The sequence below is a fragment of the Romboutsia weinsteinii genome (assembly GCF_002250835.2).
GTDB lineage: Bacteria > Bacillota > Clostridia > Peptostreptococcales > Peptostreptococcaceae > Romboutsia_A > Romboutsia_A weinsteinii.
Genome location: NZ_NOJY02000003.1, coordinates 89,697 through 113,000, shown reverse-complemented (window position 1 = coordinate 113,000; position 23,304 = coordinate 89,697). Strand labels below are relative to the sequence as shown.

Below are 23,304 nucleotides of genomic sequence, written 5' to 3'. Positions count from 1 at the left end.
GTAACAAATACTAAGCTGACTTCTTATTGAATATCTCAACATCATACTTAGACATTATATCGATAGCTCTATCTACATCTTCAATAGTGCAATCTGGTACATCCTTTAATTCATAGTTAAGATTCATACTTTCCCACTTATGAACACCTATTGTATGGTAAGGTAAGATTTCAAATCTATCAACATTATTAAGGGTAGAAACAAACTCAGCTAATTTTTCTAAATTCTCAACATCATCTGTAACACCAGGAACAAGAACGTGTCTTATCCAAACTGGTATATTTCTTTCATCTAAGTGCTTAGCAAGTTTTAAAGTTTTTTCGATACTAACACCAGTTAAATCCTTAGATTTTTCGTCAACCATATGCTTAATATCAAGTAATACAAGGTCGGTATTATCAAGTATAGGGTCTACAGTATCTATATTTACAAATCCAGAAGTATCTAGACAAGTGTGTATTCCGTTTTTCTTAGCCTTAGCAAATAGCTCTGTTAAGAACTCAGGTTGTAACGTCGCTTCACCACCTGAAGCAGTGATACCACCACCAGAGAACTTCATGTAAGAAGAATATTTAAGTGCTTGTGTTATTACTTCATCAGTTGTGTATTCTGTACCAGCTTTTGTATCCCATGTATCTCTGTTATGACAGTACTTACATCTTAATGGGCAACCTTGTAAAAATAATATAAATCTTATTCCAGGTCCGTCTACTGTACCAAATGTTTCTATTGAATGAACTCTTCCTTTTACCATAACTTCCACCTCTTAATTTATAATAAAGTTTATTTATAATCAATCTTACATATAATATATTGTATACAAAGTGCGACTACAATTAAATTATATGATATTTTATAACCAAAGTCTACAGAAATTAATTATAATAACTAACTTCTATACTGTTAATTATACCCATGGAATAGTAGGTTGAAACTGGAAATCAAATGATTATTAAAAAAATATACAGATGGTTGAGAGATAATTTACAAATATATAAAAAGAGAGCATAGGGTGATGAATCCTATGCTCTTAAAAATATATATACTTTGATTGATTTTATAGTTACAAATTATTAGTTATAATTAAGCCATTTTTCCGTGGAATGTTCTATTTATAACGTCTAATTGTTGTTCTTTTGTTAATTTTATAAAGTTAACAGCGTATCCTGAAACTCTTATTGTTAATTGTGGATATTCTTCTGGATGCTCCATAGCATCTTCTAAAGTAGCTCTATCGAATACGTTAACGTTTAAGTGATGAGCTCCGTCTCCGAAGTATCCGTCCATCATTGCTGATAGATTAGTTATTCTTTCATTCATATCTTTTCCTAAAGCACCTGGTACTATAGAGAAAGTATTAGATATACCATCTTGAGAATGCTCGTATGGTAATTTAGCAACTGAAGATAATGAAGCTAAAGCTCCGCTGTTATCTCTTCCGTGCATTGGGTTAGCCCCAGGAGCGAATGGAGCACCAGCTCTTCTACCACATGGAGTGTTACCAGTTTTCTTACCGTAAACAACGTTTGAAGTTATTGTTAATACTGATTGAGTATGAACTGAATCTCTGTAAGTTTTGTTCTTTCTTATCTTGTTCATCATAGACTCAACTAAGTATATAGCTATATCATCAACTCTATCATCGTTGTTTCCGTATTTTGGATAGTCTCCTTCTATTTCGAAGTCAACAGCTACTCCTTGTTCGTTTCTTATAGTCTTAACTTTAGCATGCTTTATAGCAGATAATGAGTCAGCACAAACTGATAAACCAGCTATACCACAAGCCATAGTTCTGAATACGTCTCTATCATGTAAAGCCATTTCTAATGCTTCATAAGAGTACTTATCATGCATGTAGTGGATTACGTTTAATGTATTTACATATAAGTTTGCTAACCAATCAGTGAATGGTTCAAATCTTGACATAACTTCATCGTAATCTAAGTATTCTGAAGTTATTGGTTCAAATCTTGGTCCAACTTGAGCTAATGATTTTTCATCAACTCCACCGTTTATAGCGTATAATAATGTCTTAGCTAAGTTTACTCTAGCTCCGAAGAATTGCATTTGTTTACCAACTCTCATTGCAGAAACACAACAAGCTATAGCATAATCATCTCCCCAGTAAGGTCTCATTAAATCATCGTTTTCGTATTGAACTGAACTTGTATCTATAGATACTTTAGAACAGAAATCTTTGAATCCTTGAGGTAATTTAGTTGACCATAAAACTGTTAAGTTTGGTTCTGGAGATGGTCCTAATGTATATAATGTATTTAAAACTCTGAATGAGTTCTTAGTTACTAATGTTCTACCATCAACACCCATACCAGCTATTGACTCAGTTACCCAAGTTGGGTCACCAGAGAATAAGTCATTGTAATCAGGTGTTCTTAAGAATTTAACCATTCTTAATTTCATAACGAAGTGGTCCATTATTTCTTGGATTTCTTCTTCAGTTATAGTACCAGCAGCTAAATCTCTTTCGAAGTATATATCTAAGAAAGTAGAAGTTCTACCAAGTGACATTGCAGCACCATTTTGGTCTTTTATAGCACCAAGGTAAGCAAAGTATAACCATTGTACAGCTTCTCTAGAGTTAGTAGCAGGAGCTGATATATCGAATCCGTAAGATTGAGCCATTCCTTTTAATTCTTGTAAAGCTTTTATTTGATCAGATATTTCTTCTCTTAATCTTATAACGCCTTCATCCATAGTTGAAACGTCTAAGCTATCTTTTTGATCTAATTTATCTTGTATTAATTTATCAACACCGTAAAGAGCAACTCTTCTGTAGTCTCCTATTATTCTACCTCTACCGTAAGCATCAGGTAATCCAGTTATTATACCAGATTTTCTAACAGCTCTCATTTCAGCAGTATAAGCATCGAATACACCTTGGTTATGTGTTTTTCTGTACTTAGAGAATATCTCGCTTATTTCAGGATTAACTTCATATCCATAAGCTTTACAAGAGTTTTCAACCATCTTTATACCACCGTATGGCATAACAGCTCTCTTTAATGGTCCATCAGTTTGGAAACCAACAACTGTTTCTAATTCTTTATCTAAATATCCAGGAGCGTAAGCATTTATACCTGATACTGTATCAACATCAACGTCTAAAGTACCTCCGTTATCTCTTTCTTGCTTGAATAAAACCATAGCTTTATCCCATAATTTTTTAGTGTTTTCAGTAGCTCCAGCTAAGAAAGAGTCATCTCCTTCGTATGGAGTGTAGTTTAATTGGATGAATCCAGGAACGTCTATTTCCTTATTCCATCTTCCACCTTTGAATCCTTGCCATGCATTCATATAGATAGCCTCCTTGGTTAAGTAAGGTTAAACAACCTTTTTAAAATTTATATTAATTTAAAAATCTAGCTAGATATTTTTTGAACAATATAATGATAACATAAACCTAGTATTTTGTATACAAAATTTCTGTGCAAAAATGTCGATTTATACATTATAAAGTTTATATCTATTGGATAAATTTTCTTACTATATAAATACCCGAGTATTATTAACTTAAACATAAAATATATAATTTTTTATTCACTTATAAAACCCATAGCATATATAAGTTGTACATGAATATTTATAAATATGGGGAGGTGATTTAATGCTAACAATAGTATTACTTTTTCTAGCTGGTTTTATACTGATAACAAAGGGAGCGGATATATTTATTAATTGTACTGTAGAGATTGGTAAGAGAACTAATATATCAGAACTTATATTAGGTGCAACAATAGTGAGTTTTGCGACTACACTTCCAGAACTTACGGTATCGATGTTTGCTTCTATAGAAGGTCACTCTACTATGAGTCTGGGAAACGCTATAGGATCAATTATATGTAATACAGGGCTAGTATTAGGTTTAGTAGCATTTATAAGTCCATTTAAAGTAGATAAAAACCTATTCTTCTCAAAATCAACATTATTATTAATTTCAGTGTTGATTTTGGTGATATTAGGGATTGATGGATCTATAGGGAGATTAGATGCAATAGCTTTAATTACAGTTCTTATTATATATATGGTCAATAACTATAGGAGTGTAGTGGGAAATAATAACAAAGGAACAAAGAGTAATAGAGGAAAAGATGGCAAAAATAATTTCGTAATAGGAGAGAAGCTAAAGTTAGGTACATTATTTATATTGGGGCTAATAATGATGGTGGTTGGGTCTAAGTTGTTGATAGACAATGGAGTAAAGATTGCAGATATCTTGGGAATACCTCAAGGTATTGTAAGCTTAACTGTGATAGCTCTTGGAACTTCTTTACCAGAACTTGTATCTTCTCTTACTGCAATCAGGAAAAAGCATCATGCAATTTCTGTTGGAAATATTCTAGGTGCGAATATACTAAATATTGTATCAGTTATAGGTCTATCTTCAATACCAAATGACATACCAATACTTTCTCAAAATGTAAAAATTGATTTTCCGTTTATGATATTGTTACTACTTATTTTAATATTGCCTACTATTAAAAAGAATAAGCTTTATAGAGTACAAGGAGTATTAATGCTTGGAACATATTTCTTCTACATATTTACTTTATATTCTATGTATATAGTTTAAAATACATATTATTGTTTAAAATACATATTGTTGTTTAAACTACATATTATAAGTATAAATAAAATAGATATATACATATTTAAAGCTTAGGCTAGCAATGGTGTACAAAATACTAATTGCATATTATCCTAAATAAATATATAATGGATAGGTTAAGATTAATTGATAACGGAAAGGAAACAACTTATGAATATAACAAAATTTGAAGATTTACCAATAAGTGACGAAATTAAAAAAGCAATAGCGGAGATGGGATTTGAAGAACCATCTCCTATACAAGCACAATCTATACCTGTAATATTATCAGGAAAAGATGTTATAGGACAAGCTCAAACAGGGACGGGAAAAACAGCAGCTTTCAGTATACCTATATTAGAAACAGTAGATCCATCGGATAAGAGTCTACAAGCAGTAGTACTTTGTCCTACTAGAGAACTTGCGATTCAGGTATCAGCTGAAATAAAAAAATTATCTAAATACATGCACGGAATAAAGACACTACCAGTTTATGGTGGACAACCAATAGATAGACAAATAAGATCATTAAAGGGTGGGGTACAAGTAGTAATAGGAACACCGGGACGTGTAATAGATCATATAAACCGTAAAACAATAAAAATGAATAATGTAAAAATGCTTATATTAGATGAAGCTGATGAAATGTTAGATATGGGATTCAGAGAAGATATCGAAATGATATTAGATCAAACTCCTGAAAATAGACAAACTACTTTCTTCTCAGCAACTATGGCTAAAGGAATACTAGATCTTACTAAGAAATTCCAAAAAGACCCAGAACATATAAAGGTTGTTAGAAAAGAAATAACAGTTCCTAATATATCTCAATATTATATAGAAACTAGAAACTCTAACAAATTAGAAGTATTATGTAGATTAGTAGACGTTTACAATCCTAAGCTATCTGTTGTTTTCTGTAACACAAAGAGAGGTGCAGATGAATTAGTTAGTGACCTACAAGCTAGAGGATACTTTGCAGATGCATTACACGGGGATTTAAAGCAAACTCAAAGAGATATAGTAATGGACAAGTTCAGAAATGGTACTATAGATATACTAGTTGCTACAGATGTTGCAGCTAGAGGAATAGATGTTGATGATGTTGAAGCAGTATTTAACTATGATTTACCTCAAGACGAAGAATACTATGTTCATAGAATAGGTAGAACTGGTCGTGCTGGTAGAAATGGTATATCATTCAGTTTCGTATTCGGAAAAGAAATGAGAAAAATGAAGGATATCGAAAGATATACTAAAGCTAAGTTAGTTAAGCATGATATACCATCAATAGCTGATGTTGAAGAAAAGAAAGTTGGAGCATTCTTCGCACAAGTTAAAGAAACTATAGAAGCTGGTCATTTAACTAAGCAATTACAATGGTTAGAAAACTTCTGTAATGATGAAAACTACTCAACAGTAGATATAGCTGCTGCTTTAGTTAAGTTAGCATTAGGTGAAGAATTAAAAGAAGAAATAGTTGAAGAAAAACCAAGAGAGCGTAGAGAACGTGGTGAGCGTGGCGAACGTAGAGAGCGTAGAGGCGCAACTGGTGCTCAAGAAGGTATGGTAAGACTATTTATAAATGTAGGTAGAAACCAAAGAGTTCAAGCTAAGGATATCGTAGGTGCTATAGCTGGAGAAGCTGGAATACCAGGTAAATTAGTTGGAACAATAGATATATATGACAAGTATACTTTCGTTGAAGTTCCTAAGGAAAATGCTAAGAAAGTATTAGAAAAGATGAAAGATATAAAGATAAAAGGAAACAAGATAAACATAGAGCAAGCTAACAGAAAGAAAAAGCAATAATTTCTTAAAAAACAAGTCGTAGCCTAATAAAGGCTACGGCTTATTTTTTATTTATGCTAAAATATAATAAAAAATATATTTGTGAAAATAAATAAAATGTTAATTATATAGAAGGTTAGGTGTTAGTATGGATTCTGATATAAAAAAATTAAGTCATGGATGTACACTTGATTGTTTTGATGCATGTAAATTTAATGTTTATGTAGATGATAATAAAAATATCATCAAAATAGAAGGAGATAAAGAACATCCTTACACTAAGGGGATTATATGTAGCAAGGGTAGAGCTCATTTAGATAGATTAAACCATGAGAATAGAATATATACACCACTTTTAAAGGTAGATGGGAAGTGGATAGAAATTAGTTTTGAGGAAGCTATTGATATAATGGCAAAGAAGTTAAACTACTATAAAGAAGAATATTCATCAAAGTCAGTTATGTATTATGAGCAGTATGGAAATGGATCTGTATTAAAAAGTATAGGAGACATATTCTTTAATTTTTATGGAGGAGCTTCTAAACAAAAGGGTGGGCCATGTTGGAGTGCAGGAATAAAAGCTCAAACATATGATTTTGGTGATGTAAAAGGTCATGCACTTGAAGATATGCTAAATAGTAAGAGTATTTTTATATGGGGAAAAAATCCAGCATATACAACTATACATACTATGCAAATATTAAAAAAGGCTCAGCAAAAAGGAAGTAAAGTTATAGTAATAGATCCAATATGTACATCAACAGCTAAAATAGCAGATAAATATATAAGAATAAAACCTGGAACGGATGGAGCCTTGGCTATGGCTATGGCAAAAATTATAATAAAGGAAAAACTACATGATGAAGAGTATATAAATAATTATGTACTTGGATTTGAAGAATATAAAGAATACATAGATACCTTAGAGTTGGATTACTTAATAGAAGAATGTGGGATAGATTTAGATGATATTAGAGAGCTAGTAAATCTTTATACAGATAAATATTGTACTATCCATCTAGGTTATGGAATGCAAAAGTATAAAAATGGAGGAAATACTATAAGAGCTATTGATGCACTGGGCGCAATTACTGGGCAGGTAGGTTTTAGTGGTGGAGGCGTAAACTATGCTAATAGAGTATATCCTAATATACTAAATTCTGATCCATATAAAAGTTTGGATTATGGGAATAATAGAGAATTTTATGTAAGTAAGATAAGCAAATTTATAAAAAATCCTAATGATAACTGTGTAGGAGAAGGTGATAATATTCCTATAAAAATGGCTGTGGTAGTAAAAAGTAACTTACTAGCTCAATTACCAAATTTAGTTGAACTAGAAGATGCTTTCTCTAAGATAGAATTTAAAGTATGCATTGATATGTTCATGACTGACACAGCAAGTGCATGTGATTTATTTATACCAGCTACAAATACATTAGAAAGTGAAGATATACTATATAGTTCTATGACTAATCCTTATATTACTTATAATGAAAAGATAGTAGAGCCAAAGAATAAATTAATGGATGAATATTATTTCTTTGCTGAGTTGGCAAAAGTTATGGGGATTAAAAACTATCCTATTGTGGATAAAAGAGAATACTTAAGTAAGGTAATAGAGCCACTAAAGGAGTTTAATGAGATCATTAGTCTTGAGTGGATAGCAAATAATTATTTTACAATACATAAGCCTGTTGCATGGGATGATAAAAAATTTGATACTCCATCAGGAAAATACGAATTATATTCAAGGCAGGTTGAATACCTAGGAATAAGTCCTATACCAGTATATATAAGTGGTAAAAAAGAAAATAAATTTAGACTTTTAACTAATCATCATAGAGATACTCTATTTAGCCAACACTATATGGATAAAAAAGGAATTTCACAGGCATATATTAATAAAAAAATGGCAATAAACTTAAATGTAGAGAATAAAGAGGTTGTAAGTCTAAAATGCAAACAATTCAATATAGATGTAGAAATAAATATAGATGATAGCGTAAGTGATTATGTGGTAAAAATGTACGTTGGATGGTGGAAGAAGCATGGTAACCCAAATTTCATAACTGATAGTGGTATATCAGATATTGGAGGTCAGATAACCTATAACGAAACATTTGTAGACATAATTAAACAAAAGTAGTTAAAATTCATTGAAGGGACATGTACTATAATTATAGAATTCAATAATAGTTAATTACTTTTGTAGATTATGGGGGGGGAAGACAAATGATAAATTATTCTTTAGAGCATAAAAATCTATTGGTAGATTTTATGGCTACAGAATTAGATCACCACATTGCAGGTGAGGTTAGAGAGAAGATTGATGATATTCTAATTTCAAAGCAAGTTAAAAATATAATATTTGATTTTAAAAATATTAACTTTATGGATTCTTCAGGTATTGGGGTCATCATAGGCAGATATAAAAAGATTTCTAGCGAAGGTGGAAAGGTATTTGTAGTAAACGTTAGTCCACGTGTTAAGAAAATTTTTGATTTATCTGGCATGAACAAGATAATAAATATTTACGACACATATGAAGAAGCAGTAAGTTCTTTGTAAGGGGGAATATATGATGAGTAACATTATGGAGGTTAAATTTTCTGCCAAATCCGAAAATGAAAGCTTAGCAAGAGTTATAGTAGCGTCATTTGCTGCGAAGCTAGACCCAACGCTAGACGAACTAGCTGATATAAAAACAGCTGTTTCGGAAGCCGTAACAAATTCTATCATACATGGTTATGAAGAAGATGAATCAAAGCTGGTATATTTAAGATGTAAAATCTTAGATGATACAATCAAAATAGTAGTAGAAGACAGAGGTAAAGGGATAGAAGATGTAGATATAGCTATGCAACCACTCTATACATCAAAACCAGAGCTTGAAAGATCAGGAATGGGATTTACATTCATGGAAAGCTTTATGGATGATGTAAAGGTAAGTTCAATAAAAAATGAAGGCACTAAAGTAGTTATGACTAAAAAAATAAACTTACCTAAATAAGGTCCAAAGGAATAGAGGTTTTATTATGGGGATAACTGCTAGAAAAGAAGAAAAAAAAGCACTGCTTAGCCATGAAGAAACTCTAGCGTTAATACAAAGAGTTCAAGACGGTGATGAAGAGGCTAAAGAAATTTTAATATCGAATAATTTAGGATTAGTTAGAAGTGTTGTGTCAAAGTTTTTAAATATAGGATATGATAGAGATGATCTATTCCAATTAGGATCTATAGGTCTAATAAAGTCTATATATAAGTTTGATCCAAAGTTCAATGTTAAGTTTTCAACGTATGCAGTACCAATGATCTTAGGTGAAATAAAAAGATATCTAAGAGATGATGGAATGATAAAGGTATCTAGATCTCTTAAGCAAATTGCTATTAAAGCTAGAATACAAAGTGAGATCTTAACTAAGCAACTTGGAAGAGAACCTAATATTGATGAATTAGCTAAAGTACTTGAAGTAGAAAAAGAAGATTTAGTAATGGCAATGGAATCTAATTTCAATGTAGAATATCTTCATGGCGTTATACACGAGGAAGAAGGATCTCCGATATGTCTTATTGACAAAATAAGCTTAAAAGGTGAATGTGAAGAAGAGCATGTTATAGATAATTTACTGCTTAAAGAGGTATTAGGAAAGTTAGAAAAGAGAGAAAGACAGATAATTATGCTTAGATACTTTGAAGATAAAACACAGAGTGAGATTGGAGAAATGCTAAATATTTCTCAGGTTCAGGTATCTAGAATAGAGAAGAAAGTATTATCAAAATTAAAAACATATATAAGTTAAAGTTAAGAATTAAATAAAGAGAAGTTAATAAAATGCATGTTATTGAATAAACCCTCAAAAATGAGGGTTTATTTTTTTTATATTTACAAATAATAACAACGAGGGAGGAATAAGTTTATGCAAGAAATTTACTTAATACCAAAGTCTATGAAGCCTTTTGATATAAAAAAAAGAGAAATTTATTTAAAAGATATTTACTCTATATACCCCAAAGAGTATGAAGTTAAGGTGAATGACATCATATTTAGACAATATGAAAATAACGATTTAATATATGATGTAATACATCTAGGAGAAGTAATAGAAGTTTTAAAGAAAGAACTTCCTAGGGCTCATATAAATTTTTTGAAGCCTGATGATATAGTCATATATTTTGATAAAGGAAAGAAAGATAGGACAAAGTATCTAAGGGTGTTAGTAGTGTCTATAGTAGTATTAATGGGGTCAATTATGGGAATTATGAATTTCCATGCAGATGTAAATATGGATCAATCTCAATCTAAAATGGTAAATTTATTGACTGGAGACGCTAAGACATATCTTCCCTATTTTCAGATACCATACTCTGTAGGAATAGGAATAGGTGTGGCTCTTTTTTTTAATAAGTTTATTCCGACATACTCAAAGCATGAACCAAGTCCAATGGATTTAAAGATGGTTTCTTTGAATAAGGAGATAGAAAATCAATTAAGGAATAAAGGTAGATAATGTGAAGATATTTTTAATAGTATTTGGCTTATCATCAGGAGTAATGGTAGGAGCAGGAGTCATAGCAATGTTAGTATTAGTAGGTCTTGTACCAAGAATATCTCATGTAAGTAATACCATACCATTTATAGGTGTATATGAAAGACTATTAATAATAGGCACTTGTTTAGGAAGTGTACTGTCACTTCAAAATCATAATCTAAAAATGGATGGAGTAATAGTCATAATAGCAGGGATAGCATATGGTATTTTTTTAGGTTTCTTAAGCTCTGGAATAGCTGAGGTAATAGATTATATTCCAACTATTTCAAGAAGGCTAAAGTTACCTACAATATGTTTAAAATACATAATAATATCATTGATTATCGGCAAAGTTATTGGGTCATTACTAGGATGGATAATAATTTAAGGAGGTATCTTATATGGATAAGAATTATAAAAAATATGTAGATGAAATAAGTCCAAAACCTACATATGCAAAAAATTATATCTTAGCTTTTATTGTAGGAGGAATAATCTGCATGATTGGTAAAGGCATAAATGATGTATATATGAATTTCTTTGATTTAGAAAAATTAAGTGCAGCAGCAGCTACGACCATAACTCTAATTTTTATAGGTTCATTCCTTACAGGACTAGGAGTATATGATCTTCTAGGTAAAAGAGCAGGAGCTGGATCTATAATTCCTATAACAGGATTTGCTAACTCAATAGTGTCTCCAGCTATGGAATATAAGAGAGAAGGATATGTATTGGGTGTAGGAGCAAACTTATTTAAAATAGCAGGACCAGTATTAGTTTATGGAATAGGATCTTCTATTTTATTTGGATTTATTTATTATATTTATAAGCTTTTTGTATAAGGTGGTGTGAGTATGAAGAGTAAGAGAATTGGACAAAGAACAGTAAAATTACAAAATAAACCTAAGATAATATCTTCAGCTTCTGTTGTAGGTCCTAAAGAAGGAGAAGGTCCTCTTAGGGATTATTTTGACTTAGTTTTAAGTGATGATTTATTTGGAGAAAAAAGTTGGGAACTAGCTGAAAGTAAAATGGTTCAAACAGCAATGGAAACAGCAGTAAAAAAAGCTGGAAAAAAACTATCCGATGTTAATTATTTAATAGGTGGAGATTTGATAAACCAAATACTTCCAGCATCATTTGCAGCTAGAGAGCTGGCGATACCATTTTTAGGGATATACGGAGCATGTTCAACAATGGCAGAAGGAATGTGTTTAAATGCAATGATGATAGATGGTGGATTTGCAGATTATATATTATCAGGAACCTCAAGTCATTACTGTACAGCAGAAAGACAATTTAGGTTCCCACTAGAGTTAGGTAATCAAAAACCTATGACTGCTCAGTGGACTGTAACAGGAGCTGGAAGTATACTTATGGCTGCTGAAGGTAATGGACCGTATGTAAAGTATGTAACTATAGGAAAAGTCATAGATAAGGGAATTGATGATGGTAATAACATGGGAGCTGCGATGGCACCAGCTGCTATAGATACTATATATTCTTATTTTGATGATACAAAAGATGATCCTAATAGCTTCGATATGATAGTAACTGGAGATTTAGGAAAACTAGGTAAGCAGATTACACAAGATTTATTAAAAGAAAGAGGTCTTGATATATCTAAAGTATATACTGATTGCGGATTAAAAATATTTAATCTTGAAGAACAGGATGTACATTGTGGTGGAAGTGGATGTGGATGCTCAGCCACTGTATTCTCAGCATATATTTATGATAAATTAATGAAAAAAGAATTTAATAAGGTAATGCTTGTATCTACAGGAGCATTATTATCACCGACTAGTACGCTACAAAAACAAACTATACCATGTGTGGCACACGCAGTGGTAATTGTTAATGAGTAGGAGGTATTACTTATGTTAATGGATTATTTAAAAGTATTTCTAGTAGGAGGAGTCATATGTTTAATAGCTCAAATTATGATGGACTATTTCAAAATGCAAACTCCTTACGTTATGGTAACTTATGTAACTGCTGGTGTTATATTAACATATCTAGGTATATATGAACATTTAGTTAGTTTTGGTAGCTCAGGAGCAACAGTTCCTATTATAGGTTTTGGCTATTTACTTGCAAATGGAGTAATGGAAGCTATAAAAACTGATGGATTTTTAGGGATATTCTTAGGAGGTACTACAGCCGCTGCAGGAGGTATTGCGGCTGCAATATTCTTTGGATATGTAATGGCAGTTATATTTACTCCAAAGGCTAAGCCATAAAATATATAGTAGATATTAAAAAAAGGTGAACTCATATGAGTTCACCTTTTAATTTATTTAAATTATGTTTATTTAAGATATTATGGTGTTGGAGGTGCAGCATTTGGATCTGTAGCACCACCAGTATTTCCACCGCCACCTGCTGGAGGAGTTGGAGTAGTTTCGCCACCACCTGCCGGAGGAGTTGGAGTAGTTTCGCCACCACCTGCCGGAGGAGTTGTATTTTCACCACCACCTGCTGGAGGAGCTGGATTTTCACCACCGCCTGCTGGAGGAGCTGGATTTTCACCACCACCTGCTGGAGGAGGTGTCTCTTCTGTAGGTGTTTCATCTACAGGAGCTTCAGGTTCTTGAGGCTCTGCTGGTATATAACTTTGTCTACTTGGACTAGTTCCCTTTACAAATGCTGCACTAGATCCAGAAGAAGAAGCACCACCATCTATTAAGTTAATACTCTTAAAGTAAACACCGTCTGGTTGTTTAAATTTAGTTTTTGTTAAGTTCTCATGAACTCTACCCATAACCTTTGACCATAATCTAGCTGTTGTTGTACTTCCACTTGGAACACCTCTACGAGCTATAGTTGTTCCTGTATCCGGATTTTTTCTACCGGCATCATCACCTATGTAAGTAGCACCAACATAGTATGGAGTATAACCAACAAACCATGCATCTAAGTTTTTATTAGTTGTACCTGTCTTACCAGCTACAGGCATGTTAGGTATAGAAGCTGCGCCACCAATACCTTCAGTTATAACTGCTTGTAACATATCTGTTAATACATATGCTACTTGAGGATCAACTACCCTCTGTTCAGCCGGTGTATTTTTAACTAATAACTGACCATCGTAAGTAGTTATTGTAGTAAATATAGTAGGCTCTTTATAAATACCACCATTTGCAAGTGTACCATAAGCTGCTGCCATCTGAAGTGGACTAACACCTTTTGTCATACCACCAAGAGTAAGTGCTGAGAATGTTCTATCTGAAGATTTACTTTTATCAGCAGAAGCTTTGTTATCTACTACTGTTGTAATACCAAAGTTCTTTAAGTAGTCTATCATTATATCTACACATTCTTCATAATTTTCTCCTAACAATTCAGCAGTTTTTACTGCAATTGTATTTGAAGAGTAAGCAAGACCTTTACGTAAACTCATAGATCCTGTTCCCGCTGTAGTTGTGTTAGGATTCCATTTGTTATTTTCTTTAAATTTATAACCGCCCTCAACATCACTTAAAGCTGTAGCTTGAGTAAGCTTCATAGTATCAATAGCCGGAGTATAGACTGATAATGGTTTTATAGTAGAACCAGGTTGTTGTGGAGTAGTTGCTCTGTTAAGAGTTTTTCTACCTTTAATATGTCTACCACCAACTAAGGCTTTAATTTGACCAGTTCTATAATCTAATATAACCATTGATGATTGAGGTTGAGGTATACCATCAGTACCTGGAGTATGTCCAGGGAAGTTGTTATTATTTTCGTATTCATCCTCTAATATATCTTGCATCTTAGGGTCTATAGTTGTTTCTATTTTTAATCCACCATTAGAGAATAGATTGTAAGCTTCATCATAAGTATTACCTTGATCCATTAAGGCATCTATTACCTCGTATTCTATAAGGTCTTCAACTGAAGAAACTACAGTATCTGCTGACTTAGGTAATTTTATTGATATTTGCTCAGCAACTGCTGCATCATGTTCTTGTTGTGTTATATAACCAACTTCTAACATTTTTCCTAAGACAACCTCTTGTCTTTGTTTTGCAGCTGGATTATTTATGGCTTTTCTAACTACCATAGTTCCAGATTTTAGTTGTTTATATACATCTTCGTTTGGAAGAAGTCCCCAAGAGTTTATTTTATCAATCATTGTAAAGTCTACTTCATTAGGATCTTCTAGACCATCACCCTCAGTATGAATATAATATACAAGTCTATTTTCTAAATCTTCTTTAGTTTCATTACCATCAAATCTTGCTGGTGTATATGCTGATAATTTATTTGGGTTTTTAGTTGATCCAGCAAGTAAAGCTGACTCAGCAAGAGTAAGATCTGATGCAGATTTACTAAAATAACCACGAGCTCCAGCTTCAGCACCTATAAGACCTCTACCTACGAAGAAGTTATTTAAATAAGCTTCTAAAATTTGTTGTTTAGATAAAGTTTTACTCATTTCATATGCGTAATAAATATCCTTTATCTTACGAGGCAGAGTTTGATCTGTTGTAGTAAGTAGCATCTTTGATACCTGCATAGGGATTGTACTACCACCTTGTTTATTACCCATTAATGTCTTAACTACAGATCTAAACAGACCTTTAATATCAACACCACTGTGTTCATAGAAACGTTCATCTTCTATAGCTACAACGGCATTTTGTAAATCCTTTGAGATATCATCGATACTCACAGGTTCTTTCTTATTTACTCTAGCGGCTTTGGATAAAAGTTCACCATTAGAGTAGTATATACTAGTTGTTTGGTACGTTTTTTCATCTAACATAGCTTTTGTAACTGGTTGAACATCTCTTAGAGATGAAAATACTAAACCAGCTGCTCCAGCAACTCCAGCTACTAACGTAACTAAAAAGACTATTCCTGTAACTCTCAAAATTTTATATACATTGCTTTTCTTACTAGAGGAAGATCTCTTTTTACTACGACTAGTTGAGCTAGTACTATTAGCAGAAGAATTAACTTTTTTTCTTCTGATTTTATTTCTATCTTCGTTATTATCGTTGCTCATAAGTTTAACCTCCTTACTTAATGCAATATTATACCACATATGTTAGTAATTTTGTAATTTATAGAGAAAAATGAATATATTGTAAGCTTTTGTAAGATACCTCAATTATATAAATTTCGCTAATCTTTGTATAAACCCTTTTAAAAAATATACACAGTCAAAATTTTGTCAGTAGATACCTATTTGAAATATATATGTTAATTATTTTTTACTAATAACATAAAAATTATGTGGAATGCAAATTACCTGTAATAAATGAAATATTTAAAATTAATCCACATAAAATATTAGGGGGTGTAAATTATGAAAAAAGTTAAAGATAATCAAAATATAAATGATTTTAGAAAAACTGTAGCCATACTATTAATCTTATTTATATTGTCTGTGTTCATAGGCAGTTTTTTATACATAGATAGAACTTTAAGACCAACTATAACAGTTCTAGCGGAGACTAAAGCTTTAGAATTAGCAAACAGATCTATAAATAAATCTGTTGCAGAAATGGTAGAAGGAAAGGTAAACTATGAAGATCTTATGAATATAAGAGTGGATGCAAATGACAAGATAACAATGATACAAGCAAATACAATTATGATGAATGAAATTGCATCAGCAGTGGCACTGGAGATACAAGACGAACTAAAAAAAGTAAAAAGCACAAGTGCATACATACCAATAGGAACTGCTTTAGGGAGTCCTATATTAGCTAAGTATGGACCAAAACTAAAAGTGGCCATTGAGCCAATAGGAACTGTAACAGTAAACTTTAAAACCGAATTTGAATCCTCTGGTATTAACCAAACAAGACATAGAATATATTTAGAGGCTCAAACACAAGTAAGAGTTGTAATACCTTTAACTACATCTACAAAAGAAATAAAAGCACAAATACCTATATGTGAGACTGTTATAGTAGGTGATGTCCCAAATAGTTATATAAATATTCCTAAAGAAAATATACCAAATGTTTTACCAGATGCAGGTACGGATACTAAAACAAATAACAATTAAAATATGTTGCCTCAAAATATATATAAATTTGAGGCAACATATTTTTTGTTGGAATTAAAAATTAATTATTTTCTAACATCCATTTTATATACACTCCGTAACCAAGTGTAGGGTCATTTTCTACTGCATGAGAAACTGCTCCTATAATTTTATCTCCTTGAACAATTGGAGTACCACTCATACCTTGAACAATACCACCTGTTCTAATTAGCAAATCTTTATCTGTAATTTTCAATTTAAATGTTTTTGATTCTGGAGTCCTTTGATTTTCTATTGCAATAATTTCTATATCATATTTTTCACATTTACCATTTGTACCTTGTAATATTACTTGTGCTTTTCCAGTTTTGATTTCATTTAGTGATGCAACTTTATATTTTTGTAGATTTGTTGTATCAAAATTACTAATATGACCTTTTATACCAAATGAAGTATTTTTATTAAATTCACCAATTGTTTCTATACGCTTTGCACTTATACATCCTACATTTCCTTTGCATGATTTTTGAATATTTAAATCTGTAGTTGTAGAAATTGACCCATTTTTAATTGGTATCCTTTTGGAGGTTCCTATGTTTATAGGGTGTCCTACTGCACCAAATTCAGAAGTCTCAGGATTAATATAAGTTAATGTAGCAAAGCCTGAAAGTAAATTATTAAAATTTATTTTTTCTAGTACATCTTTAGTACAAGTAAGAGTAAGGCTTTGACCACCTCTATTAATTAAAACAGGAACCATTTCGCCTTCGTTTAATGTATAAAGAATTTTAGAAAAATCTGCATAACTATTAATAGAAGAATCTTTAACTTTTAAAACTGAATCTCCTACTTGAAAGGGAGAATTTTCAACTGAGTTTCTAACAATTATGGTTTCTAGTTCAGCATCGATTTGTAGTACATTACCAATAGGTATTAAGTAATCTGGAGTATGTTTTTGCTCAGTTTGTGCATAAATAATGCTGTTTGAGAAAAAATATACTAAAAATAAAAAAGAAGTTAATGTAAGTACTTTTAATTTAATGAAGTTTTGATGTTTATGGCATAAATTTTTTGAAAACATAAAACACCTTCTTTCTGTCTAATCTTAAGTGTATTTAATCGGTGCTTTAACATTATAGTGTGCAGGAATTAGATTTTAATCCTTGGAAGAAGGTCACAGTTAAACCGTTGTTTTCAAAAAAAGAATAGTATAAGCAATAGCTATATATAATAGAAAAATTATGACTATAAACAACAAACTAATAAGGGAATATATAGGGTAATATTCGAGCTCATTCAATGCAAATTAAATATTTATGAGTTTAGTGTTTATATACTAAAAAAAATAATGCAAAATAACCAAATGAACACAAAATAAAAAGCACTTAATTTCATATAGAAAACTAAGTGCTTCGTTTTTTTTTAACTTTTTTTCGTATAACTTTTTTTACTCGAGTTTTTTTCTTTTTATGATTTTGTGGATTTTTTTTGATGACTTCGTCAGAAGAAGTAATAGCAACTGCAGGAGCTGGAGCAGCAAAATCATCATCATTACCTGAAGGGCAAGATTCAACTGATGCTATAAGGGCTAATTCATCAGATAATACTGCAAAAAAACCTGCTAATATATTTAAATCATTAACTGTAAGCTCTTCAGCTAAAGCTACAGATAGTGTAGATGCTAAAACGATATAATCAACATATCCGAAGCAGCACAACTTAGATTCAGGAGTTTCTTGATTTCTATTAATATTTTTAAAGTAATTTGATCTCATAGAAATAGTCATGAACTATAAAATTTAATGACTGTTACTCACCTCCCAAAATAAGTCTATATAAATATATATATGAATGTTTTAGAAAATAAAAACTAGTAGTACAAATTAAAGTTAGAAAATTAAAATTAATACATCGTAGAAAGTGAATTAAAAATATAAGTTTTTGCTAAAATAAAGATATACATAAATTGAAAGGAGTAAATATATGAAAAAATATAAATTAATAGTTACAGCAATAATCGCAATTGGAGTAATACTTATTGGAACCTCAACTCCTATTACTAATCTTTATAAGAGCACAAACTTATTAAATAAGGGATTTAATAAGATAGAAGATAATAAAGATTCGACTAAGGGGGAATCTAAAGATGCTAAAGAGCCAAGCAATCATAAAAAATATTTGATTTGTATAGATCCTGGTCACCAGCAAAAAGGTGACCCAAACGCAGAACCAGTAGGACCTGGAGCACCGTATCAAAAGGCTAGAGTATCGTCTGGAGCCACAGGAGTTGCAACAAAAAAGCCTGAGTATATACTAAATTTAGAGGCATCTGTAGTCCTTAAGCATATATTAGAAGGTAAAGGGTATGATGTAATAATGACGAGAGAAAGTCACGATGTTAATATAAGTAATTCTGAAAGAGCAATACTTGCCAATGAAAAAAATGCAGATATGGTAATAAGAGTTCATGCAGATAGTTTGGACAATTCTTCGAAAACAGGAGCATCTATTTTAATTCCTGAAAAAGGAGGGAAATATACTTCAAATATTTATGAAGAAAGTAATAAGTGTGCAGAACTAGTAAAGAAAAGTATGCAAGAATCTGGAATACAGCTTAATGGAATATTCCAAAGGGGAGACTTGACAGGGTTTAACTGGTCTAAGGTACCAGCAATATTAGTAGAAATGGGATTTTTAAGCAATTATAATGAAGACCAGATGATGTCAAATCCAGAATATCAAAGAAAGTTAATGCAAAGTGTTGCAGACGGGGTAGAGGATTATTTTACGACAAAATAAATAGGTGATATATATGAAAAAAGTGATAGAAAATGCATACGCAGCAGCATTATCGGGGACTTTTAAGGTAATAAATCCCGTTAAAAAGAGCGTTATTACTACAGACTGTGAGGTACATTTATTTATACAAAGTAATGCTCTAAATATTTTAAGAAGATATGGATATGAAAATGAATATAGATTATTTAAAGAACACCAAGCTCAAATTAATGCTGGATTAGTCTGGGCAGACCAAGACTTTAAAAGTTACCATCATTTTTATAATCCAAATAGTGAAAGAGGCAAATTCGGATATGATGATAATGCTTTAACAGTAGCTAAAAACTACTATAATAGAGCGATAAAATATTTTGCACTTGGAAACTATAATAGAGCTATGTTTTACTTTGGAGCGTCATGTCATATTATTCAAGATTTAACTATACCGCAACATGCTAAGGGAAAATTATTAGATAACCATAGACAGTTTGAAGTATATGTTAAATCAAATTATAAAAAAATAAAAAGATTTAGGAGTCATGACAAACCCATAAATATGGAGAGCATAGAAGAGTATGTAAACTACAATGCATCAAATGCACTTAATATAGATTATATGTATAAAAATATAGATGATTTGACTACAAAATTTTATTTAACTGCTATTAAAAGTATAACATTATCTCAAAGAACTACCGCAGGATGTATGTTAATGTTTTATGAGGATTTATTATTTATGTAAAAAAATTAGGGAAAGTTTAGCAGGGCTATTTGTAACACTTGATTTAAGTCTAAAAAGAATATATTATAGTATAGAATGTAGACAATAAATTTTGAGAAGAGGTGTTTAAATGCTAGTAGTAGAAAATGTAAGTCATGGTTTCGGAGCCAGAACTATACTAGAGAATGTTTCGTTTAGACTTAAAAAAGGTGAACATATAGCATTAGTTGGAGCAAATGGAGAAGGGAAATCAAGTTTCTTAAATATAATAACTAAAAAACTTATGCCGGATGCCGGAAATATAAAATGGTCATCAAGAGCAACAGTTGGTTACTTAGACCAACACACAGTACTTTCTAAAGGAAATACTATAAGAGATATATTAAGAGATGCATTTAAGCACATGTTTGATTTAGAGCAAGAAATGATAGCAATGTACGATAAAATGGGAGAAGCTGATGAAGATGAGATGACGAAGCTTCTTGAAGGTACGGCTGAGATACAAACTATATTAGAAAACAGTGGTTTCTATATGATAGATGCTAAAATCCAAGAGGTAGCTAATGGTTTAGGACTTGGAGAAATAGGACTAGATAGAGATGTAACTGATTTAAGTGGAGGTCAAAGAACAAAAGTACTTCTTACTAAATTATTACTTGAAAATCCTACAATATTAATACTAGATGAGCCTACAAACTACTTAGATGAAGAGCATATCACTTGGTTAACAAGATACCTTCAAGAGTACGAAAATAGTTTCATACTAGTATCTCATGATATAGACTTTATAAATAACACTTGTAACGTAATTTACCATATGGAAAATGGGGAGTTAAACAGGTACAAGGGTAACTATGATGAGTTTATGAGACTTAATGATATAAAGAAACGTCAAGAAGAAAATGCTTATGATAAGCAAGTTGAAGAAAGAAAAAGACTTGAAGACTTCGTAGCTAGAAATAAAGCAAGAGTTGCTACTCGTGGTATGGCTAACAGTAGACAAAAACAATTAGACAAGATGGAAATATTAGAGAGACCAAAAGAGAAAATTAAGCCTACTTTTGGATTTAAAGAAGCTAGAGCTGCAAGTCGAATAATATTTGAAACTAAAGACTTAGTATTAGGATATGATGAAGCTTTAACTAAGCCTCTTAACTTCCAATTAGAAAGAGGACAAAAAATAGCTTTAAAGGGTATGAATGGTGTTGGTAAATCTACACTACTAAAGACTTTACTTGGAATAGTTAAACCTTTTGATGGAAACGTTCAAATGGGAGACTATTTAGAGGTAGGATACTTTGAGCAAGAAAGTTCAAGAGATAACTACAATACTCCTATGGAAGAAGTATGGTCTGAATTCCCAGGTCTTTCAAACTTTGAAGTTAGACAACATCTAGCTAAATGTGGACTTACTAATGAGCATATAACTAGTCAGATGAGAGTATTAAGTGGAGGAGAGGCTGCTAAGGTTAGGTTATGTAAGGTAATGCTTAAAAATATAAACTTCCTTGTAATAGATGAGCCTACTAACCACTTAGACGTGGAAGCTAAAGATGAGTTACAAAAAGCTATAAGAGAGTTCAAAGGAACTGTTTTACTAGTATGCCATGAGCCTGAGTTCTACATGGGATTAGTAGATGATGTTTGGAATATAGAAGACTTTACTACTAAAATAGTATAATAAATAAGAGTACCTAATTAGGTACTCTTATTAAATTATGGGACATAAATTATTAAATTTGGATTTGACATAGTTAGCATATATTTTAAGCCACTTATTTTATAATGCTAACTTGTTATTAATAATTCCACATAGATTTATCCAACATAAATTATTTCTAGAGTATATTTGAGATGCTTCACAATTATTTTGTAAAAGTTTATTATCATTACAGACTCTAATTAACTCATTCTCTAGCTCTGTGGTATTTTTAACGGGAAATATCCTACCATAGTTACCATAATCAATCATTTCAATAGCGCTGGTTACATCTGATGTTATTAAATAGCAACCATTAGAGATGGCCTCAGCAAATACATTTGGACAGCCTTCCCATATGGATGTTAGACAAAACACCTTTGACCTTTTATACTTTTGTTTCAATTCTTTTTTATCTAAGTAATTTGTAATTATTGCCCTCTCCATAAGATGAGGATTTTCATTAAAATAATTATATATAAAACGTATAAAACCTTCCTCCATATTTCCTATTAGCTCTATCTTCCAGTTTGGGATTTTACTTTCTATATTTTTAAATGCATTTAGTAAAATATCTATTGATTTTTGATATGATCCTATTCTACCTACAAATAATATTATATTTTCTTTTTCTTCGTAAGTAATAAAAGTATCATCGACAAACTCATAGTATCCGTTTAGCATTAGATCTGAACTCAAGTCCCAATGTGACTTTATAAAGTATTGTATTTTTCTACTTTCACAAGTTATTAAGTCACATTTTTTTAAAGTATTTAAAGTATCTTCGGTAATACTAGAATTTAATTCATTTAACCAGTATAGATTAGCATCTAATTTTAAATATACTTTTCCATTTGGATTAAAATATTTATATGAATTTATAATTGATATATTAAAATCATAGATACCTATAACCATAAGAACATCGACTTCTTTAAGATAATTTAATAGCTTATTGTTATCTTCAAACTTAATTATTTTTAGATTTTCTAAATACTTATCATTATCTGTATATTGCTTATTATTTTCTGGTATTAATATACAGGAATCAAATCCATAATATTTTTGCATTATAAAGGGGATTAGTCCTACATCTTTAGTGAGATGATAATTATCAATATCTGACATATAAAGAGCAAACTTTTTCATTATAATCTCCTTTCTCATACCTAATCTTAATTTATAAGCTAGTCA

21 protein-coding genes are annotated in these 23,304 nt (G+C 31.2%); 15 read left to right on the top strand and 6 right to left on the bottom strand.

The features are described 5' to 3' along the window. Window positions 1–10 precede the first annotated feature (10 nt). Window positions 11–754, bottom strand: a complete 744-nt coding sequence (gene pflA, locus CHL78_RS02595) for a pyruvate formate-lyase-activating protein (protein ID WP_094368890.1) — start codon at window positions 752–754, stop codon at window positions 11–13. A gap of 329 nt (window positions 755–1,083) precedes the next feature. After that, complete coding sequence (gene pflB / locus CHL78_RS02590; RefSeq protein WP_094368891.1) at window positions 1,084–3,315, bottom strand: formate C-acetyltransferase; 2,232 nt, start codon at window positions 3,313–3,315, stop codon at window positions 1,084–1,086. Window positions 3,316–3,625: 310 nt separating this feature from the next. Between pflB and CHL78_RS02585 the strand changes: the two genes are divergently transcribed. From CHL78_RS02585 to spoVAE, 11 genes are all read left to right on the top strand, one after another. Continuing rightward, complete coding sequence (locus CHL78_RS02585) at window positions 3,626–4,591, top strand: calcium/sodium antiporter (RefSeq protein WP_094368892.1); 966 nt, start codon at window positions 3,626–3,628, stop codon at window positions 4,589–4,591. A 186-nt stretch (window positions 4,592–4,777) separates the two neighbouring features. Beyond that, the gene (locus tag CHL78_RS02580; RefSeq protein ID WP_094368893.1) at window positions 4,778–6,418 is read left to right on the top strand and encodes a DEAD/DEAH box helicase; all 1,641 of its coding nucleotides are present in this window, start codon (window positions 4,778–4,780) and stop codon (window positions 6,416–6,418) included. A gap of 127 nt (window positions 6,419–6,545) precedes the next feature. Further along, window positions 6,546–8,546, top strand: a complete 2,001-nt coding sequence (locus CHL78_RS02575) for a molybdopterin-dependent oxidoreductase (RefSeq protein WP_094368894.1) — start codon at window positions 6,546–6,548, stop codon at window positions 8,544–8,546. A gap of 86 nt (window positions 8,547–8,632) precedes the next feature. After that, on the top strand, window positions 8,633–8,968 hold the full coding sequence (gene spoIIAA, locus CHL78_RS02570; protein WP_094368895.1) for an anti-sigma F factor antagonist: 336 nt from the start codon (window positions 8,633–8,635) through the stop codon (window positions 8,966–8,968). A gap of 13 nt (window positions 8,969–8,981) precedes the next feature. Beyond that, complete coding sequence (gene spoIIAB, locus CHL78_RS02565; RefSeq protein WP_094368896.1) at window positions 8,982–9,410, top strand: anti-sigma F factor; 429 nt, start codon at window positions 8,982–8,984, stop codon at window positions 9,408–9,410. A 25-nt stretch (window positions 9,411–9,435) separates the two neighbouring features. Next, on the top strand, window positions 9,436–10,200 hold the full coding sequence (gene sigF, locus CHL78_RS02560) for an RNA polymerase sporulation sigma factor SigF (protein ID WP_094368897.1): 765 nt from the start codon (window positions 9,436–9,438) through the stop codon (window positions 10,198–10,200). 117 nt (window positions 10,201–10,317) lie between these two features. After that, a complete protein-coding gene (locus tag CHL78_RS02555) occupies window positions 10,318–10,908 on the top strand; it encodes a stage V sporulation protein AA (RefSeq protein WP_094368898.1) in 591 nt (196 codons plus the stop codon). A 1-nt stretch (window position 10,909) separates the two neighbouring features. Further along, window positions 10,910–11,317, top strand: coding sequence for a stage V sporulation protein AB (locus CHL78_RS02550; RefSeq protein WP_094368899.1), 408 nt, complete (start codon window positions 10,910–10,912; stop codon window positions 11,315–11,317). A 13-nt stretch (window positions 11,318–11,330) separates the two neighbouring features. Next, window positions 11,331–11,771, top strand: a complete 441-nt coding sequence (gene spoVAC / locus CHL78_RS02545) for a stage V sporulation protein AC (RefSeq protein WP_094368900.1) — start codon at window positions 11,331–11,333, stop codon at window positions 11,769–11,771. Between the two features lie 12 nt (window positions 11,772–11,783). Continuing rightward, window positions 11,784–12,797 (top strand): stage V sporulation protein AD, encoded by a 1,014-nt coding sequence (spoVAD, locus tag CHL78_RS02540; protein ID WP_094368901.1) that lies wholly within the window; start codon window positions 11,784–11,786, stop codon window positions 12,795–12,797. 12 nt (window positions 12,798–12,809) lie between these two features. Next, window positions 12,810–13,172: a stage V sporulation protein AE gene (spoVAE, locus tag CHL78_RS02535; RefSeq protein ID WP_094368902.1), complete on the top strand. Its 363-nt coding sequence runs from the start codon at window positions 12,810–12,812 to the stop codon at window positions 13,170–13,172. Between the two features lie 80 nt (window positions 13,173–13,252). Here the strand turns inward: spoVAE and CHL78_RS02530 are convergent, their stop codons facing one another. Continuing rightward, entirely contained in the window at window positions 13,253–15,922 is a 2,670-nt protein-coding gene (locus CHL78_RS02530) for a transglycosylase domain-containing protein (protein WP_116041195.1), read from the bottom strand. Window positions 15,923–16,225: 303 nt separating this feature from the next. Here CHL78_RS02530 and yunB point away from each other — a divergent pair, with 303 nt between their 5' ends. Then, entirely contained in the window at window positions 16,226–16,933 is a 708-nt protein-coding gene (gene yunB, locus CHL78_RS02525) for a sporulation protein YunB (protein WP_116041193.1), read from the top strand. 61 nt (window positions 16,934–16,994) lie between these two features. Here yunB and CHL78_RS02520 read toward each other — a convergent pair whose 3' ends face one another. Continuing rightward, window positions 16,995–17,993, bottom strand: a complete 999-nt coding sequence (locus tag CHL78_RS02520; protein ID WP_094367466.1) for a SpoIVB peptidase S55 domain-containing protein — start codon at window positions 17,991–17,993, stop codon at window positions 16,995–16,997. A 322-nt stretch (window positions 17,994–18,315) separates the two neighbouring features. Then, the gene (locus CHL78_RS02515) at window positions 18,316–18,699 is read right to left on the bottom strand and encodes a hypothetical protein (RefSeq protein WP_094367465.1); all 384 of its coding nucleotides are present in this window, start codon (window positions 18,697–18,699) and stop codon (window positions 18,316–18,318) included. Between the two features lie 196 nt (window positions 18,700–18,895). Between CHL78_RS02515 and CHL78_RS02510 the strand changes: the two genes are divergently transcribed. From CHL78_RS02510 to CHL78_RS02500, 3 genes are all read left to right on the top strand, one after another. Continuing rightward, the gene (locus tag CHL78_RS02510) at window positions 18,896–19,711 is read left to right on the top strand and encodes an N-acetylmuramoyl-L-alanine amidase (protein ID WP_094367464.1); all 816 of its coding nucleotides are present in this window, start codon (window positions 18,896–18,898) and stop codon (window positions 19,709–19,711) included. A 13-nt stretch (window positions 19,712–19,724) separates the two neighbouring features. Next, window positions 19,725–20,432 (top strand): zinc dependent phospholipase C family protein, encoded by a 708-nt coding sequence (locus CHL78_RS02505; protein ID WP_094367463.1) that lies wholly within the window; start codon window positions 19,725–19,727, stop codon window positions 20,430–20,432. A gap of 109 nt (window positions 20,433–20,541) precedes the next feature. After that, window positions 20,542–22,092 (top strand): ABC-F family ATP-binding cassette domain-containing protein, encoded by a 1,551-nt coding sequence (locus CHL78_RS02500; RefSeq protein WP_116041191.1) that lies wholly within the window; start codon window positions 20,542–20,544, stop codon window positions 22,090–22,092. A 99-nt stretch (window positions 22,093–22,191) separates the two neighbouring features. On the opposite strand, the gene CHL78_RS02495 is transcribed toward CHL78_RS02500, so the two are convergent. Next, a complete protein-coding gene (locus tag CHL78_RS02495; RefSeq protein WP_158540621.1) occupies window positions 22,192–23,259 on the bottom strand; it encodes a glycosyltransferase family 4 protein in 1,068 nt (355 codons plus the stop codon). Between the last annotated feature and the right edge of the window lie 45 nt (window positions 23,260–23,304).